This window comes from Proteiniborus sp. DW1 (assembly GCF_900095305.1).
Lineage (GTDB): Bacteria > Bacillota > Clostridia > Tissierellales > Proteiniboraceae > Proteiniborus.
This window is the reverse complement of sequence record NZ_FMDO01000034.1, coordinates 49,501-65,585: the sequence shown is the minus strand read 5'-3', so window position 1 is coordinate 65,585 and position 16,085 is coordinate 49,501. Positions and strand designations below refer to the sequence as shown.

At 31.2% G+C, this 16,085-nt stretch carries 18 protein-coding genes; 1 reads left to right on the top strand and 17 read right to left on the bottom strand.

The window, feature by feature from the left end:
- Positions 1 to 113 precede the first annotated feature (113 nt).
- The 16 genes from DW1_RS08815 to DW1_RS08740 form a co-directional block, all read right to left on the bottom strand.
- Positions 114 to 821 (bottom strand): pseudouridine synthase, encoded by a 708-nt coding sequence (locus DW1_RS08815; protein WP_074350253.1) that lies wholly within the window; start codon positions 819 to 821, stop codon positions 114 to 116.
- Between the two features lie 56 nt (positions 822 to 877).
- Positions 878 to 2,158 carry an FAD-dependent oxidoreductase gene (locus tag DW1_RS08810; protein ID WP_074350252.1) on the bottom strand — a complete coding sequence of 427 codons (1,281 nt, stop codon included), beginning with the start codon at positions 2,156 to 2,158 and terminating at the stop codon, positions 878 to 880.
- The gene (locus DW1_RS08805; protein ID WP_074350251.1) at positions 2,151 to 3,119 is read right to left on the bottom strand and encodes a sulfide/dihydroorotate dehydrogenase-like FAD/NAD-binding protein; all 969 of its coding nucleotides are present in this window, start codon (positions 3,117 to 3,119) and stop codon (positions 2,151 to 2,153) included. Before DW1_RS08805 ends, DW1_RS08810 begins: the two co-directional genes overlap by 8 nt.
- 116 nt (positions 3,120 to 3,235) lie before the next feature.
- Complete coding sequence (locus tag DW1_RS08800; RefSeq protein ID WP_074350250.1) at positions 3,236 to 4,336, bottom strand: D-alanyl-D-alanine carboxypeptidase family protein; 1,101 nt, start codon at positions 4,334 to 4,336, stop codon at positions 3,236 to 3,238.
- Positions 4,337 to 4,402: 66 nt separating this feature from the next.
- The gene (ytfJ, locus tag DW1_RS08795) at positions 4,403 to 4,852 is read right to left on the bottom strand and encodes a GerW family sporulation protein (RefSeq protein WP_074350249.1); all 450 of its coding nucleotides are present in this window, start codon (positions 4,850 to 4,852) and stop codon (positions 4,403 to 4,405) included.
- Positions 4,800 to 5,390, bottom strand: coding sequence for a DUF2953 domain-containing protein (locus DW1_RS08790; RefSeq protein ID WP_159433578.1), 591 nt, complete (start codon positions 5,388 to 5,390; stop codon positions 4,800 to 4,802). The genes ytfJ and DW1_RS08790 overlap by 53 nt, the downstream gene beginning before the upstream one ends.
- A gap of 159 nt (positions 5,391 to 5,549) precedes the next feature.
- Positions 5,550 to 6,113, bottom strand: coding sequence for an SMC-Scp complex subunit ScpB (gene scpB / locus DW1_RS08785; protein WP_074350247.1), 564 nt, complete (start codon positions 6,111 to 6,113; stop codon positions 5,550 to 5,552).
- Positions 6,114 to 6,135: 22 nt separating this feature from the next.
- Positions 6,136 to 6,873: a segregation and condensation protein A gene (locus DW1_RS08780; RefSeq protein ID WP_074350246.1), complete on the bottom strand. Its 738-nt coding sequence runs from the start codon at positions 6,871 to 6,873 to the stop codon at positions 6,136 to 6,138.
- A 141-nt stretch (positions 6,874 to 7,014) separates the two neighbouring features.
- Entirely contained in the window at positions 7,015 to 8,196 is a 1,182-nt protein-coding gene (locus DW1_RS08775; RefSeq protein ID WP_074350245.1) for a D-alanyl-D-alanine carboxypeptidase family protein, read from the bottom strand.
- 117 nt (positions 8,197 to 8,313) lie between these two features.
- Positions 8,314 to 9,639, bottom strand: a complete 1,326-nt coding sequence (locus DW1_RS08770) for a pyrimidine-nucleoside phosphorylase (RefSeq protein ID WP_074350244.1) — start codon at positions 9,637 to 9,639, stop codon at positions 8,314 to 8,316.
- On the bottom strand, positions 9,639 to 10,466 hold the full coding sequence (locus DW1_RS08765; RefSeq protein WP_074350243.1) for a purine-nucleoside phosphorylase: 828 nt from the start codon (positions 10,464 to 10,466) through the stop codon (positions 9,639 to 9,641). Before DW1_RS08765 ends, DW1_RS08770 begins: the two co-directional genes overlap by 1 nt.
- Positions 10,467 to 10,480: 14 nt before the next feature.
- Complete coding sequence (locus DW1_RS08760) at positions 10,481 to 11,299, bottom strand: purine-nucleoside phosphorylase (protein ID WP_074350242.1); 819 nt, start codon at positions 11,297 to 11,299, stop codon at positions 10,481 to 10,483.
- An 11-nt stretch (positions 11,300 to 11,310) separates the two neighbouring features.
- Positions 11,311 to 12,486 carry a phosphopentomutase gene (locus tag DW1_RS08755; protein WP_074350241.1) on the bottom strand — a complete coding sequence of 392 codons (1,176 nt, stop codon included), beginning with the start codon at positions 12,484 to 12,486 and terminating at the stop codon, positions 11,311 to 11,313.
- Between the two features lie 88 nt (positions 12,487 to 12,574).
- Entirely contained in the window at positions 12,575 to 13,462 is an 888-nt protein-coding gene (gene xerD, locus DW1_RS08750) for a site-specific tyrosine recombinase XerD (protein WP_074350240.1), read from the bottom strand.
- A 136-nt stretch (positions 13,463 to 13,598) separates the two neighbouring features.
- The gene (gene spoIIM / locus DW1_RS08745) at positions 13,599 to 14,225 is read right to left on the bottom strand and encodes a stage II sporulation protein M (protein ID WP_242942464.1); all 627 of its coding nucleotides are present in this window, start codon (positions 14,223 to 14,225) and stop codon (positions 13,599 to 13,601) included.
- 94 nt (positions 14,226 to 14,319) lie between these two features.
- Complete coding sequence (locus tag DW1_RS08740) at positions 14,320 to 14,862, bottom strand: NUDIX hydrolase (protein WP_074350238.1); 543 nt, start codon at positions 14,860 to 14,862, stop codon at positions 14,320 to 14,322.
- 74 nt (positions 14,863 to 14,936) lie between these two features.
- Here DW1_RS08740 and DW1_RS15550 point away from each other — a divergent pair, with 74 nt between their 5' ends.
- Positions 14,937 to 15,077, top strand: coding sequence for a hypothetical protein (locus DW1_RS15550; protein ID WP_159433576.1), 141 nt, complete (start codon positions 14,937 to 14,939; stop codon positions 15,075 to 15,077).
- Here the strand turns inward: DW1_RS15550 and DW1_RS08735 are convergent.
- The gene (locus tag DW1_RS08735) at positions 15,052 to 16,062 is read right to left on the bottom strand and encodes a DUF3866 family protein (RefSeq protein ID WP_347499712.1); all 1,011 of its coding nucleotides are present in this window, start codon (positions 16,060 to 16,062) and stop codon (positions 15,052 to 15,054) included. The genes DW1_RS15550 and DW1_RS08735 overlap by 26 nt on opposite strands.
- Positions 16,063 to 16,085: the final 23 nt, after the last annotated feature.

Here is a 16,085-nt window from a genome sequence, read left to right as displayed (position 1 = left end):
TTAAACACTCCCCTTTATAGCCAAATTATACCAAAGAGTTAAGTAAAATACAATATTCAAAACAAGTAATAATTCCCCTCATAAAAATCTAATCATTACGTGTAACGTAATGATTAGATTTTCTTTAAATATTCTATTTCATCATTATCTAAATATCTCCAGCAGCCTTTTTTTAAAGTTCCCAGTTCTAGATTACCTATAGATATCCTTTTTAGCGAAGTAACGGGATGACCAATTTTATCACACATTTTTCTTATCTGTCTATTCTTACCTTCATGTATTTTTATCCTTACGACACTCTTATCATCAATACTACTTAGTATTTCTATTTCAGCTTTTGAAGTAATATATCCGTCAATTTCTAGTCCATGTCTAAATCTTTCCAACTCTTCCTCACTAGGTCTACCTTTGATTGTCGCAATATAAGTTTTGACAACTTCAAATTTAGGATGAATCAACTTATAGGCAAGCTCTCCATCATTAGTCAAGAGCAAAAGACCAGAAGTATCAAAATCAAGTCTACCTATAGGATAAACTCTTTCTTTTATATCTTTCACAAGGTCAAGAACTGTTTTCCTATTAAACTCATCTGAAACCGTAGTAACATACCCTTTAGGTTTATTCATCATTATGTAGACTTTCTTCTCCCTATCTCTGATTCTTTTGCCATCAACAGTAACAATATCTTGCAGAGGATCAATCTTATAACCTAGCTCAGTTATAACTTTTCCATTTACTTTAACTCTTTTGCTAATTATTATCTCCTCAGATTTTCTCCTAGATGCGATACCACATTGTGCCATAAACTTCTGTAACCTCATAGTTCCCCTTCCTTCATAAGTTAATTTAACAAATACTTCGGTTAACCATAATAGTATTATACAAGTCTCTCATTATAAATATTCAACAAATCCAACCTTTGTATTTTTTTCTTAATTTCCTCAGTATCAATAGAGTAAGTGCCCTTCTCTTTCATTCTATCAAAAAATACAGAACCTGCAAATGTATATCTTTTCTTAAGCCCATCTTCATCTTTTATCTCTTCATTAGCAAAAGCAATAATATCACCTATTACAGTATTTCTTGGCAACTCTAGTAAAGGCATTCCTAAACTTAGCCTTACACTATTATGTCCTGCTAAACTTCCTGTAGAAATGGCTTCAGTATGCCCAACAAATAGACCTGCTTTCTCTCCAGCACACAGTAGATTATCAACTCCATTTACTTTAAGTGCGTTATCTCTTGGTGCTATAGATAAATACCTAATAGAGTTTCCTTTTCCTCCTGCATAAGGATCTTCATATCTAGCCCGTTCAAGACCTTTGATTTTTCTAAGCTTTTCTAAGGGATAGAAAGGAGTCATAAGCTTTATATGACCTGTATCTAATAGGATTATATTTTCTGAAAACTCTTTAAGAGAATATTGCTGACATACTTTTAAATCAAGCTTTTCAAAGTTTATATCTTCTTGTGGAACAGGAAGTATTACAACACCTTCACTATCAAGCCTTTCTCTTATTTCCTCACTAACTGAATCTTTACTTAGTTCACACGACCCACTAAAAGCACCATAAGAACCATCTCCACGTTTTCCTAATATGTCTTCTACTCCTGCTCGCATACTAATACTAAGCCTTGGACCAAACGATGGACATCTTAATATACACATAGCACAGCCATTGCCATACCTAGTACAGTTTCCCATAGGACCAGTAGAGCCTGTTGTTTCTATAAAAACATCACCTTCTATAACATTTCCATCTGCAAGTACTATCCCCTTTATTTTTCTATCCTCTATAACTATGTCATTTGCTCTGCTCATAAGCAAAACATTGATTCCCCTGTCTTTTAATAATTTTCTTACCTCTGGCTCTACCCTAGTAACATCATAGAGAGATGCATGCTTATGACCAGGAAAATCGACATTCTTATGCCTTGAAGCATTGTCAGTAATTTCAAATAGTTCACTTGCACCCAAATATATATTCTCTTCAGTAGCAGTATATCTTCCGTTATTTCTCATTATTCCACCAACATTACCTAAACCAATTAGCATATCAGTTTTCTCAATTAAAGTAACTTCAGCTCCAGCTTTTTTTGCACTTAAAGAAGCTGAACATCCAGCCCATCCTCCACCTATTATGATTACTTTAGTCAAGTAATACCCTCCTTTCAATTATCTTTCTTGAATCAACTTGAGTTTTACATGTCTTTGTTCTTGTTCCATCCCTTAGCCTCACAGTACAGCCTCCGCAAATGCCTTCTCCACAACAAATCTCGTTGTTATTTGTGACAGATAAGTATGGATCTACCCCTAATTCATCTAGTATTTTTATAACATTCATGTGAAGCAAATCTGAACCTGCACTATACACTAGAGATATATTCTCTTTAAGTATTAACTGCTTAACTAAGCTTCTTCCTTTTTCACTCATTAAATCTTCCTCGTATGTTTCTATTTCCATTTCATCTATATAATCATAGATAAAAATTTCACCTATGCTACCTCTATCAAGAACTAATATTACTTTATTTTTATTCTTGACCAGTTTTTCTAAAGCTAATAGAGTTGGTGCCTGTGATATTCCCCTAGCTAGAACTAAACACGTCTTTTCTTTCATACTTTTTAGGTTTTTCAACCCATATACTCCATTCCAATATGGTCCTTTTACTAAAATGTCTTCTTTGCATTTCTTTAGGCTACTAGTTTTAGCACCTACTGTTTTAAAAGCTATAGTTATTGTGCCATCTATAGTATCAGACTGCATTACTGACATAGGTACATCAAAATATTGAGGTAGTTCTTCATTTCTTAAAAACACATAGGAACCCGGTTCTTTTAGTTGTCTTGCCAGTGTTTTTGATACCTTAAATTTTAAAACATAGCTATCATTCCCTATTTCTCTTATGTCTATGATTTTGCTTTTATAGTAGTCTCTTTGTTGCTTTATTTTGCTTCCATTCATTAAGAAATCTTGATATATACATACGCCTCTCCAATTGCAATCACAAAACTCATTTCTTTGAAGCTGTGAGCATATAATGCAATTATTTGTCTCTGCTAGATAACATGGACAATACTCACTACCTACATCAATACATTCTTGCCTTTTATGCAATATTACCACTCCCTTCTATTACCTATGACTATAGTATTAGATTATAGAACTAGGAGTTTTTTGTGACAAAAAAACATGGTATAAAAAACCATGTTGTAAATGTAATTTTACTTACTTTAAAATATATTTTTCAAAAATTTTATAAAATTCCCATTAGGTCTAGAATAACTGATTTCAGTATTAGCTTTTATTTCTGTAGTATATATTAGTTCTCCTTCAATAAAAACTTGAACATTACCTAACTTTTGCCCTTTACTTACAGGGGCTTTTATTGTATCAAGAAGATTTAAAACCACTTTAGTCTTTTCTTTTTCATTTTCATCAAGTGGAATTATAAGATCCTCTTCAAATTTTATGTTTAAGTATTTCCTGTCACCATCTAATACTTCAACTTTTCTTAAAAACTGCCCCTCACTTAATAGTAGGGTTGGCTTATATTTTTCAAAACCATAGTCAAGCATGTTATAGCAATCATTAAACCAATTGCCATCATTTAATACAACTGCAATTAATTGCATCTCATTTCTAGTTGCACTAGCTACTAAGCATCTACCAGCAGTCTTTGTGTATCCAATTTTTACTCCATCTCCACCATTATATTTCCAAACAACATCATTTTTGTTTGAAAAATATTGATTTATTTCCCTATTTGCAATCCAATTTTTTGCTTTCGATACCTCTCTAAAAAAATCCAACTTCATTGCTTCTCTAGTGATAATTGCCATATCATATGCAGTTGAAAAATGGTTTGGATCATGTAAGCCATGTGGATTTACAAAATTCGTATTAAGAGCACCTATATCTCTAGCTTTTTCATTCATAAGATCAACGAATTTATCTACTGAACCAGATATATGCTCTGCAATAGCCACTGCAGCATCATTTCCTGATCTTAACATTAAACCATAAATCAAATCCTTTAATAAAATTTCCTCACCCTTGACTAGATAAATACTTGAACCTTCAACTCCTACAGCATTTTCCTTTACTTTAACTATTGAATCTAGATTGCCATGTTCTATTGCTAATAAGGCAGTCATAATTTTAGTTGTACTAGCCATAGGTCTCCTAAGATTATGGTTTAAAGAATATATTACTCTTCCAGTTTTTGAGTCAATCAAAACCGCACTTTCTGCACTTGGTGAAGGATAAGCAAAACCTACTAATAAGTTAACTGAAATTAAGATAACTACAACTATTTTAATTTTTCTTAGCATATTTAACAACACTCCATTAATCTAAAAATATGTTACGTCAATAGTTAGGAGCAGATTTTTCTGCCCCTAATTATTACCGCTACTTTCTGTAATTATTTGTGTGTTTTTTTCTTTAGGTTCTTTATCCTTAAATTTGTTCTGTATTCCATTTGCCATTTTTGGTATTAAGTCCAAGATACTGTTTATTATATTTGCATTTTGATCCACAGGTAGCAACTTCATGTTTCCATTACCTACTACTATAAAAGCAACTGGTTGTACAGAAACTCCTGCTCCTGTACCTCCACCAAAGGGTAACTTTTTATCACTACCTTCATTTTGCTCTTCATATTTTCCATTAGCGCAGTTAAACTCAGTACCTCCTGAAGCAAAACCAAAGCAAACCCTCGAGATAGGTATTATTATTTGCCCATCAGGAGATTGAACTGGGTCTCCAACTATTGTATTTACATCTACCATTTCTTTAATACTCTCCATTGTTGTCTTCATTAGACCTTGAATAGGATGATCTGCCATTCAATACACCGCCTTTTATAAGTACTTTTATTCCTTTTATGCTTGCAATAATAATATGGGCAAATTTAATCTTTATTATGCAGAAAAAGTCAACTTCTAAAATAGTTTCATTAAAATCTGGACATAGTTTTACACTTAAGTTTTTAACATCTTTATTACTATATAGAACATTTAAAAAAACACCCATTACAGCCCAGAGTGCCCCATAAGTTATGCCAGTAAGTGCAGCATCTCCTAGCCCAAATCTAGCATTCAAGCTTAGTGACTCTAAAATAATTTTCTCTACTATATATTGGATAATATTTCTAAATAAGCTTAGATTTTTTCTCAAATTATGGAATTGTTCAATTATATATTCTAATTCAAATCCTTTCTTCTCCTTTATTTTATAGCTTTCAACTTTTTTTTCGTCTAGCTTATACCCCTTCATATTAATTTTTGCAACCAAATCTAAGTATTCGATTTCATATTGAAATTTGAATAATCCCTTTAACAAAATTAATTTTACACCTATGGTGCTATTTTTCTTTTTTTTCATAATTATGAATTCAATATAGATCGGAATAAAAATTATAGCAATTATAATAACTATAGCAATAAGTAATATTAGTAAAAAAAAATTCAAGTATATCAACTCCATATAAAGATTAACTATCTATTTAAATATCTTTTCCAAAAAAAGAAAAATAACACAAATTTATTTTGTGTTATCGATATCTTTTATTTCACCTAAAATGTTCTCTTCTATATTGTCTTCATCAAGAGAAGGCAAAGCTTCTAATGTAGATAAACCAAAGCATTTTAAAAAATCATCAGTAGTTCCATAAATAATTGGCTTACCAGTCTTTTCAAGTCTTCCAATTTCCTTAATCAAATTTTTCTCTATTAGAGTATTTAGTGCTTTGTCGCATTTAACTCCCCTAATTATTTCTATTTCTGCTTTAGTAATAGGTTGTTTATAAGCTATAATTGATAATGTTTCAAGAGCAGCATTAGATAAGGTTTTATTAACCCTAGGAGTACATAATTTCTTTATCCATTCAAAGTGTTCAGGCCTAGTACTTAGTTGATACTTATCATTAACCTGTATAATTTGGATTCCTCTTCTATTAAAGTTAAAATCATCAATCATTTCACTCATAATTTTAGATAAAGATTGTTTATCTAACTCTAGCACATCAGATATATCATCCAATGATAAAGGGTCTCCCCAAGTAAATAATAATGCTTCTATAATAGATTTTATTTCTCTACTGTCCATAAAGTTCACCTCTAGTCTAACTCTATAAATTATTACTCTTAATTACTATATCTCCGAAATTTTTCTCTTGTACTACTTTAATTTTTTTTAATTTAATCAACTCAAGTATAGACAAAAAGATAACAACAACTCTATTTTTAGTGCTATCCTCTTTAAATAGCTCATTAAATTTGACTTTTTTCTTTTCTTTAATAACATTTTCCAGATCGTCCATGCAATCTTCTATAGTCAGCTCGTCCCTTTGTATTTCAGCTAAATTTATTTTTTTTATACTTTCCTTAGATTTATTTAGAATATTCATATATGCTAAAAATAGCTCTTTAAAGTCTATTTTTTCTAATTCAAATGAATCCTGTTCCATAAATTCTTCTAGTTCTTCTTTCTGCTTAAAAAAAATCTTACTTTGAGTATCACCTTTAGTTTTAAGGTTCTCTGCTACCAACTTAAACTTTTTATATTCTACTAGTCTTCTTACAAGCTCTTCTCTAGGGTCTGCTTCTTCCATTTCTAATTGCTCATCATCACTACTGCTTTTAGGTAGTAGCATCTTTGACTTGATTTCCAGAAGCGTTGCAGCCATGACTAAAAACTCGCTGGTCAAATTTAAATCTATACTTTGCATACCTTGAATGTATTCTATATACTGGTCTGTAATCTTAGCTATTGGTATATCGTATATATCAACTTTTTCCTTCTCTATTAAATGCATAAGTAGGTCCATTGGTCCTTCAAAAGCTTCTAACACTACTTTATATTCCATTATTATCTCCCTCTATTATAAATTGCTCCAACAATCAATTTATATAACAATATAAAATTGTTGTCAATAGACATAACCTATCATACTTTAGCAAAAAACTAGATTACAGGATATATATTATATCATATATCCTGTAATCTATTACTTAGAATTACCTAAAAACATGGTTGTGACTTTTTTAAACATATCAATAATTGAAGCCTTATTCATTCCTTCTTCTGTAACTAAGTTTACTCTACCAACTTCTTTACCATTGTTCTTTAATACAATCTCTCCAAACTTTTGTCCCTTTTCATATGGAGCATTGATTTTTTCGGGAAGTATTATCTCTTTTTCTATTTCTCTTGAATCTCCTTTTCGTATTAGAAGACTATAATCGCTTTCTGCAACTATATTTACAATGTTTCCTTTTCCTTTGGATACTTTAATTTTTTTAACAACCTCATCTTTTCTACATATAGGTAATGACTCATAGTTTGCAAATCCAAAGTCTAAGAGCTTCTTTGATTCTGAAAATCTACTATTTGATGTTGGTCCGCCCAAAACTACACTTATTAGAGACAAATTACCTCTCTTGGCTGATGCAGCAAGGCAATGACCTGCATCATTAGTTAGACCTGTTTTTAATCCATTTGCACCTTGATAATCTCGTATTAGTTTGTTTGTATTTACAAGAGTTTGAGTTACATCTTTATTTTTACCTACTTTAATATCAGTCATATATATAGTTAGCCAATCATGAATTTTAGGATGTTTCAATAGTTCTCTTGACATTAAACTAATATCATATGCAGTAGTAAGGTGTTCTGGATCAGGTAGTCCAGTTGCATTCTTAAAATGGGTATTAGTCATTCCAAGCTCCTTTGCTCTATCATTCATTCTCTGAACAAATACATCTATACTACCTGATATATGCTCTGCTAATGCTACTGCTGCATCATTTGCAGACCTTAAACAAACAGCTTTTAATAAGTCATCTAGTATCTGGGTTTCTCCAGCTTCTAGATATACTTGGCTTCCACCCATTCTTTCTGCATTAGAACTTACTTGAACTTTATCATCAAGTTTTATTTTTCCACTATCTAAATCTTCCATTGCAATTAAAAGAACCATAATTTTTGTTATACTAGCTGGGGGTAATTTCTCATGTATGTTTTTTTCAAATAAAATTTCTCCAGTTATTGCATCCAATAATATTGCTGATTTTGCCTCTAATTTAAAAGGTTCCTCAGTTTCTGCATATGAATGATTTGAAAGCGTAACTAATATCAATAAAATGGCTGTTATGCTAATTACTCTTCTATATCTTGCTAGCTTATTCATTTTATCCTCCTTTCACCTAATATTTAATTTTATATTAACCATCAATCTAATAACTTATTCAAGGGTAAAAATACAAAAAAAGGAGACTACATTTTAGTCTCCTAAGCTTATGAAAAACTACATCCTCTTTACTCCATCTGAGTCTACAATTCCATAAATTAACTTCTTTTTTTCTTTATTTTTGTCACCAATTTTTATAGCATTCTTTAACTTGGTATCAATGCCCTTAGCTTTGTCTGGATCATTATAAAGCAAATATGCTAGAACATCTCCTTTATTTACTTTATCATCAACCTTCTTATTCAAGATTATACCAGCAGCTAAATCAATGTTACTTTCCTTCGTCTCTCTTCCTGCCCCTAATGCTAGCGCACATTTTCCTATTTCTTCAGCATCAATTGACTTAATATAACCATCACAGTCACTTAATATTTCAAATTTATTGCTAGCTTTAGGTAGTAGCTCTGTATTCCTAATATAATTTACATCTCCACCCTGAGCTTCAACAAATTCCAGTAGCTTATTATAAGCACTTCCATTATCTATGACTTGTACTAACATTTCTCTACCATAGTTCATATTTTCAGCTTTTTTACCCAAGACTAATAGCATAGAACCAAGTGTTAAGCACAACTCTACAAAATCTTCTGGTCCATTACCTTGTAAAGTATTAATGGCCTCTATTACTTCAATTGAATTACCTACTGCATAACCTAGTGGCTCATCCATATTAGATATTATTGCAACTGTTTCTCTACCTACACTATTACCTATACCTACCATTTCCTCAGCTAGTAAAAATGCATCATCTAATTCTTTCATAAACGCACCACTACCAACCTTAACATCTAATACAATGGCATTAGAACCTGCAGCAATTTTTTTGCTCATTACACTACTAGCAATTAGAGAAATATTATCTACAGTGGCAGTTACATCCCTTAAAGCATATAATTTCTTGTCAGCAGGTGTAATGTTAGCAGTTTGACTACATATACATAATTTCACTTTATTCACAGTTGAAATAAACTCTTCTCTAGAAAATTCGGTTCTTAAGCCTTTAATAGATTCAAGTTTATCTAAGGTTCCACCAGTATGCCCTAACCCTCTTCCAGACATTTTTGCAAATGGTAATCCACATGCAGCCACCATAGGACCTAAGGCTAGTGTCACCTTGTCACCAACACCTCCAGTACTATGCTTATCGACCTTTATCCCTTCTATAAGAGAAAGATCAACTGTTTCCCCAGAGTTTACCATAGCATTTGTCAAATCTACAGTCTCTCTTTTGTTCATTTTTTTCAAGTATATTGCCATAAGCAATGCACTTGCTTGATAATCAGGAATTTCGCCTTTTGAATAGCCATTTATAAAAAAATTAATTTCTTCAGTAGATAATTCTTTTCCATCTCTCTTTTTTTGAATAATATCATACATTCTCATTATAGTATCACCTCATTAAGTATACCTTTAACAAGTCTTATAAATTTAGGTCTAGTTTCATTAGCTACTTTAATAACTTCTTCATGGCTTATTGAAACTATTTCATCTGCTATTGCCATATCCGTAACACAAGATATACCTAATACCTTTAAATCTGAATGTCTAGCAACTATAACTTCTGGTACTGTAGACATTCCTATTGTGTCTGCACCAATCTTTCTAAGCATTCTAAGTTCAGCTCTTGAAGCATAATTAGGACCACTTATAGCTACATAAACACCTTTCTTAGTTTCAATATCAAGTTTTTTACTAACACTTTCTGCTAACCTAATTAGCTCCTTATCATATGCAGAGGACATATCAGGAAACCTAGGACCTAATTCATCATAATTCTGCCCAATAAGAGGGTTATCTCCAATGAAATTAATATGATCCTCCATAATCATTAATGCACCTGGATAAAAGTCTTTCGTCAATGAGCCACATGCATTAGTTACCAATAACATTTTTATACCAAGGGATTTCATTACCCTAACTGGAAAGGTTATCTCCTGCAATGTATATCCCTCATAATAATGAAATCTTCCTTGCATTGCAATAACTTTTTTACCTTCTAATTCCCCTAAAATTAATTTTCCTTCATGACCTTCTACTGTAGATACAGGAAAATAAGGTACATCTTTATAATCAATTGCAATAGGATTCTCAACTTCATCTACTAGTGTTCCTAGACCTGAGCCTAAAATCAGTCCAATTTCAGGTGTGAAGTCAATTCTTTCTCTTATATATGAACTAGCTTTCTCAATAGCATATAATAAGTTTTCCATTTAAATACCCCTCACTATAATTCTTTTAATATTTCTTTAATTAAAGAAATAAAATCATTTTTTACTCTTTCAGAAGTTTCAATTACCTCACTATGATTTAAAGGCTGATCCAATATTCCAGATGCCATGTTTGTAATACATGATATTCCAAGTACTTTCATGCCCCCATGAACTGCTGTAATAACTTCAGGTACAGTAGACATTCCTACTGCATCAGCTCCTAAAAAAGTAGCCACTCTAACTTCAGCTGGTGTTTCATATGTAGGCCCTGAATTCCACATATAAACTCCTTGTTTAATATTCAAGTTTAAATTGTTAGCAGATTTTATTGCTAAATCTATTAATGATTTGTCATATGCATGAGACATATCTGGAAATCTAGGTCCTAATTCATCATAGTTTTTTCCAATTAGAGGATTATCAAAGGTAAAATTAATATGATCTGTTATGACCATCAAATCACCAGGTGCATATTCACGATTTACTCCTCCTGCAGCATTAGTTATTATTATAGTATCTACTCCTAATGCTCTCATAACTCTTACTGGAAATGTAACTTTATCTATTGGATAACCTTCATAATAATGAAACCTTCCTTGCATTGCAATAACTTTTTTACCTTCTAATTCTCCAACTACTAACTGGCCCTTATGCCCCTGTACAGTAGATGTAGGGAAATTTGGTATTTCATCATATTTAATTATATCTGCATTCAATATCTCATCCGCCAGTGGACCAAGGCCTGAGCCTAAAATGATCCCAATTTTAGGTTTACTATTAGTTCTGCTAGCCAAATATTGTATCGTTTCATTAATTTTTTCAACTAAGCTCACTACGTCTCCTCCTATCTTTTTAAAATTAAATCAGCAAAGCTTTTACCATTATTAAGGCCATCTAAACCTAATAAGTCTAATATAGTAGCTCCTATATCTGCAAATGTACTCCTAGTACCAATATTAACTCCACTTTTTATCTTATCTCCATAGATGAGAATAGGTACATATTCTCTTGAATGGTCTGTACTAGCTGTAGTCGGGTCACAACCATGATCAGCAGTAATCATCAAAACCTCATCTTCTCTAAGACATTCAATTATTTCTGGTAACCTACTGTCAAATTCTTCTAGAGCCCTCGCATATCCTTCTATGTCATTTCTATGACCATATTTCATATCAAAGTCAACTAAATTTGAAAATATTAATCCTTTGTTACGCTCTTTAATATATTTTATTGTATTATCTATTCCATCCATATTACTTATAGTATGGACACTTTTAGTAATTCCTTGTCCACTGAAAATATCTTCAATTTTTCCAACAGCCATGACCTCTAATCCTGATTTTTTAATAATATCTAACATTGTATCTTCAGTTGGTTTTAGGGAAAAATCCTTTCTATTTGATGTCCTTACGAATGCTCCAGGTTCCCCTAGAAATGGTCTTGCAATAACCCTACCCACTGCATATTTATCAATCAAAATCTCTCTAGCTATTTCACAAAGCTCATAAAGCCTATTAACTGGTATAATTTCCTCATGGGCTGCTATTTGAAAAACACTATCTGCGGAAGTATAGATTATTGGATAGCCAGTCTCCATATGTTCCTTTCCTAGTTCTTCTAATATGACAGTTCCAGATGCCACCTTATTCCCTAGTACTTTTGTACCTATAAGTTTTTCATATTTTTCTATAAGCTCATCAGGGAAACCATTTTGAAAAGTTGGAAAAGGTTCTTTAAGAATTATTCCTCCTATTTCCCAATGTCCTGTTGTAGTATCTTTACCTGCAGAACTTTCAGAAAGTCTCCCATAGGAGCCAATTGGATTTTCAATATGCTCTAAGCCTTCTACACCTTCTATTAAACCAAGACCAAGCATATTTAGATTTTTCAAATTAATATTCCTTACATTTTTAATAATATTCCCTAATGTATTACTGCCTTCATCTCCATATTTATGGGCATCTGGTAACTCTCCTATTCCCACACTATCTAGTACTATTAAGGTTATGTTATTTATCATAGTGATCATTCCTCCCTTACCTATATTCTATTATACCCATAAGTTATATAAGTTCTTACAGAAAAATTAACCCACCAAAAGGTGGGGATTATGCTCTTGGATGTGCCTTTTTATATACTTCTTTGATTTTATTCTTAGTAACTAAAGTATAAACCTGAGTAGTAGATATATCTGCATGTCCTAACATTTCTTGAACTGATTTTAAGTCAGCGCCATTTTGCAACAAATGGGCTGCGAAAGAATGTCTCAATGTATGTGGAGTTATATTCTTATTAATTTTTGCACGCTTAGTATAACCTCTTACAATTTTCCAAAACCCTTGTCTTGTAAGTCTTTTTCCATGATAATTAACAAACAATGATTTTTCTTTCAGATCTTTTATGAGGTTCATTCTATGTTTCTCTATATATATGCTCAAAAAATTAACTGCCATCTTCCCAATAGGTATAACTCTTTCGTTAGGTGTATCCTTAGAACTAATAATATAATCCATGTATAAATTTATATCATCTACATTTAATGCAATAAGTTCTGAAACTCTAATTCCTGATGCATATAGTAGTTCTAGCATAGCCTTGTCCCTAATTCCCTTAGAACAATCTAGATCAGGTTGCTCAAGTAATATTTCTACTTCTTTAGGTGTTAATATACTCGGAAGTTTTTTTTCTTGTTTAGGAGATTGAAGATTTATAGTTGGATCCTTACTAATAATTCCTTCGTTCAAGAGAAATTGATAAAAGGATCTTAAGGAAGCAATACTTCGCGATATTGTAGAAACTGATTTCCCAGATTTTTGCATACTCATAAGATAAGTGATTATTAGCGTCTTATTCACATTAGTAAAATCAGATATACCATTTTCTTTTAGATAGTTAGAAAATTGCTTCAAATCTCTATTATAGGATTCTATTGTATTGTGAGAAAGCTCTTTTTCCACTTCAAGATAACCATTGAAATTATGTAAGTTGCTATCCATAATATTTCCCCTTTATAATCTTAAGTATAGTTATAATTCAACATTAGTTTTCAAAATCCTCCAAAATATTTTTGTTTTTAACAAACAAAAAAATTTAGTGTTTTCAAACAGGCTATTTATGTTCATATAAATTTGATTATATAACATAGCCTAACAATAACTTCATAAAAACAGGTGTTATATAAGCTTCTACTAAACTTCCTACAATTATTAACAGTGAAAGGATAGCAGTTGATATAGAGTAGCTAGTTAGCTCAGATAAAAAACAAAACTTTAAATTTCTTTTTGTTTTGCTTGTTACTACTTTCAATGAAAAATTAATTGATAAAACTGCTAAGGCTATTAACCCTGGAATAACAAAAATATTCTGAGGTAATATGGTTAACATTGAAAAGGCAAAGCCTTTAAAACCTAACTCATTAATTAAAAAACCAACAGTAAAACCTACTATAAATCCTCTAAGAACAACTATAAAAATGACTATAGGTAATCCAATTACTGTTATGCCAAGTATCCAAATCAATACTATAGTTTGAAGGTTATTGACTATGGAGTGCCTTAATAAAATAAAACTGTCGATTTTTTCTTTGCTTAACACTTGGAAAAAGGAATCTAAAAAGCCAATAAGGCTATGACTTTGCTCTTCATTTAATACATTTATAGTAATTGCACCAGCAGAAATACCAATCATTAAAGCTAAAACTAATAAAAAATAAAGTATAAAGTTGTCCTTGATATTTTTGTAAACTATATCTTTAATCACCAAAAGTATATCCCCCTTTCATACAAGCCTATACACATTAATATGCTTCTTAGGGAGATAATATTACATTAGTGATTTTATAATTTCTCTAATATCATTCATTATTGTTCAATTTATTATAAGCCATAAAAATACCGATTATAGTCTTTCCATCTTTGATTGTTCCATTGTTAATCATTTCTAAGGCTTCATCCATGTTTACTTTGACTACATCTATATATTCATCTTCCTCTAGCTCAGCTTCTCCACTTAACAACTCTGATGCTATAAAAATATGCACTTTTTCATTTGCAAATCCAGGAGATGAATAATAGTCAAGAATGTATTCAATTTTTTTTGCTTCTAGCCCTGTCTCTTCTTTAAGTTCTCTAATTGCACAATCTTGAGGGTGTTCATTTATTTCTAACTTTCCTGCTGGTATTTCAAGTAATACTGTTTCAGTAGCCTTCCTAAATTGTTTGACTAATACTATTTCTTTCTCATCTGTTATTGCTACAATGGCAACTGCTCCTGGATGCTCAACAATTTCTCTTTTTGAGTACTTTTTATCTGGTAATTCAACTGTATCAACTCTTACAGACAATATCTTACCTTCATATATTTTTTCACTTTTCATCGTTTTTTCCTCATAAATCATACATTAACCTCCCTTATGGAATAAAAAAACAAAATCATCATATATTACTATATATTATTAAGGAGTTGAGCTAAATGATTAAAATCACAATAAAGAACAAATTTATCTTTATAGGCAATTTTGATGAAATAATAGAGGCAATTGATGACATGATAATTGTCTATGGTAACAATGCTACACTATTAGAAATTATTGAGCACTATCTAAAAAATTAATAGCAACCTTTGCAACAGCACCTAATGTATGAAAAAAAGCTTCATCATCATAATAACTTCTGCCCATAGTCTTTACATCTAATCCATAGTAATTTAATGCATCTATTACTTCACTGCCATTCTCGAAAAATATATTGTGTTTCTTATCAAGATCATTAGATTTTATTTGATTATTAATAAAATCAGCATATTCATCATTAAGTACAGGTAAGGCTAAATTAGTTTTTGTACTAACGATATCATTAAGAATAGTTAATGTATGATGGCTTATCCCTTTATGTCTTTCTCTTTCATCAGCAAAGCTTATTCTAGGTACTGCAAAACTTAAACCACCTAATTTATTAACTGCATCTATTATATATCCTTGCTCTATCCCACTAAACCCATATTTTGTACCTGTACCCACTATTCCTGGTCCCATAGCTATTATTGTAACATCACTATTAGCTATAGTTTTTGCAGCTATAATACCAGTATATATATTAACACATTCTAGGTCTCCACCAAATGCATGCCCAATAGTTATAGTATTTTCTATAATTTTTTCATTCTTTAGTCGTTTAACAGTTTTACTAAAATGCAAAGACAAAGCACCAGCATCTGTCATTATATATGTGATTTTAAGCTCAGGTCTAAGCCACTTTATAACTGAAGCAATAGGTGCTAACATACTATGTAAAGTTCCAACTATATAAATTGAATTATCTAAGCTTTTAAAACTATTAAATTTATCATGATATTTAGAATCCTGCTCTTCAGCAGCAAGACATTTAAATTGCAAGGGTGTATATCGCAATTTCATGATATGCCCTAAGTCATTACTTATAGTTTGTTCTTTATGTTTTTTATTATAAATTACAAAATGGTATCCACCAGTGCCAAGGCTCAATTCTACTGCAGTAGTATTTAAAATAACTCTATCTCCAATACTAATATAACCAGTTATAGCATTATAGTTAACGGCCTTTGCCCTTTCTCCTTCTATGTCTACATCAATCCAAGTAATTT

Excerpts from the sequence above, each read along its gene's own strand:
- DW1_RS08815 (WP_074350253.1), bottom strand. The coding sequence starts at position 821 with ATGAGGTTACAGAAGTTTATGGCACAATGTGGTATCGCATCTAGGAGA.
- DW1_RS08800 (WP_074350250.1), bottom strand. The coding sequence starts at position 4,336 with ATGCTAAGAAAAATTAAAATAGTTGTAGTTATCTTAATTTCAGTTAAC.
- ytfJ (WP_074350249.1), bottom strand. The coding sequence starts at position 4,852 with ATGGCAGATCATCCTATTCAAGGTCTAATGAAGACAACAATGGAGAGT.
- DW1_RS08790 (WP_159433578.1), bottom strand. The coding sequence starts at position 5,390 with ATGAAAAAAAAGAAAAATAGCACCATAGGTGTAAAATTAATTTTGTTA.
- scpB (WP_074350247.1), bottom strand. The coding sequence starts at position 6,113 with ATGGACAGTAGAGAAATAAAATCTATTATAGAAGCATTATTATTTACT.
- DW1_RS08780 (WP_074350246.1), bottom strand. The coding sequence starts at position 6,873 with ATGGAATATAAAGTAGTGTTAGAAGCTTTTGAAGGACCAATGGACCTA.
- DW1_RS08775 (WP_074350245.1), bottom strand. The coding sequence starts at position 8,196 with ATGAATAAGCTAGCAAGATATAGAAGAGTAATTAGCATAACAGCCATT.
- DW1_RS08770 (WP_074350244.1), bottom strand. The coding sequence starts at position 9,639 with ATGAGAATGTATGATATTATTCAAAAAAAGAGAGATGGAAAAGAATTA.
- DW1_RS08765 (WP_074350243.1), bottom strand. The coding sequence starts at position 10,466 with ATGGAAAACTTATTATATGCTATTGAGAAAGCTAGTTCATATATAAGA.
- DW1_RS08755 (WP_074350241.1), bottom strand. The coding sequence starts at position 12,486 with ATGATAAATAACATAACCTTAATAGTACTAGATAGTGTGGGAATAGGA.
- xerD (WP_074350240.1), bottom strand. The coding sequence starts at position 13,462 with ATGGATAGCAACTTACATAATTTCAATGGTTATCTTGAAGTGGAAAAA.
- DW1_RS08740 (WP_074350238.1), bottom strand. The coding sequence starts at position 14,862 with ATGATTTATGAGGAAAAAACGATGAAAAGTGAAAAAATATATGAAGGT.
- DW1_RS15550 (WP_159433576.1), top strand. The coding sequence starts at position 14,937 with ATGATTAAAATCACAATAAAGAACAAATTTATCTTTATAGGCAATTTT.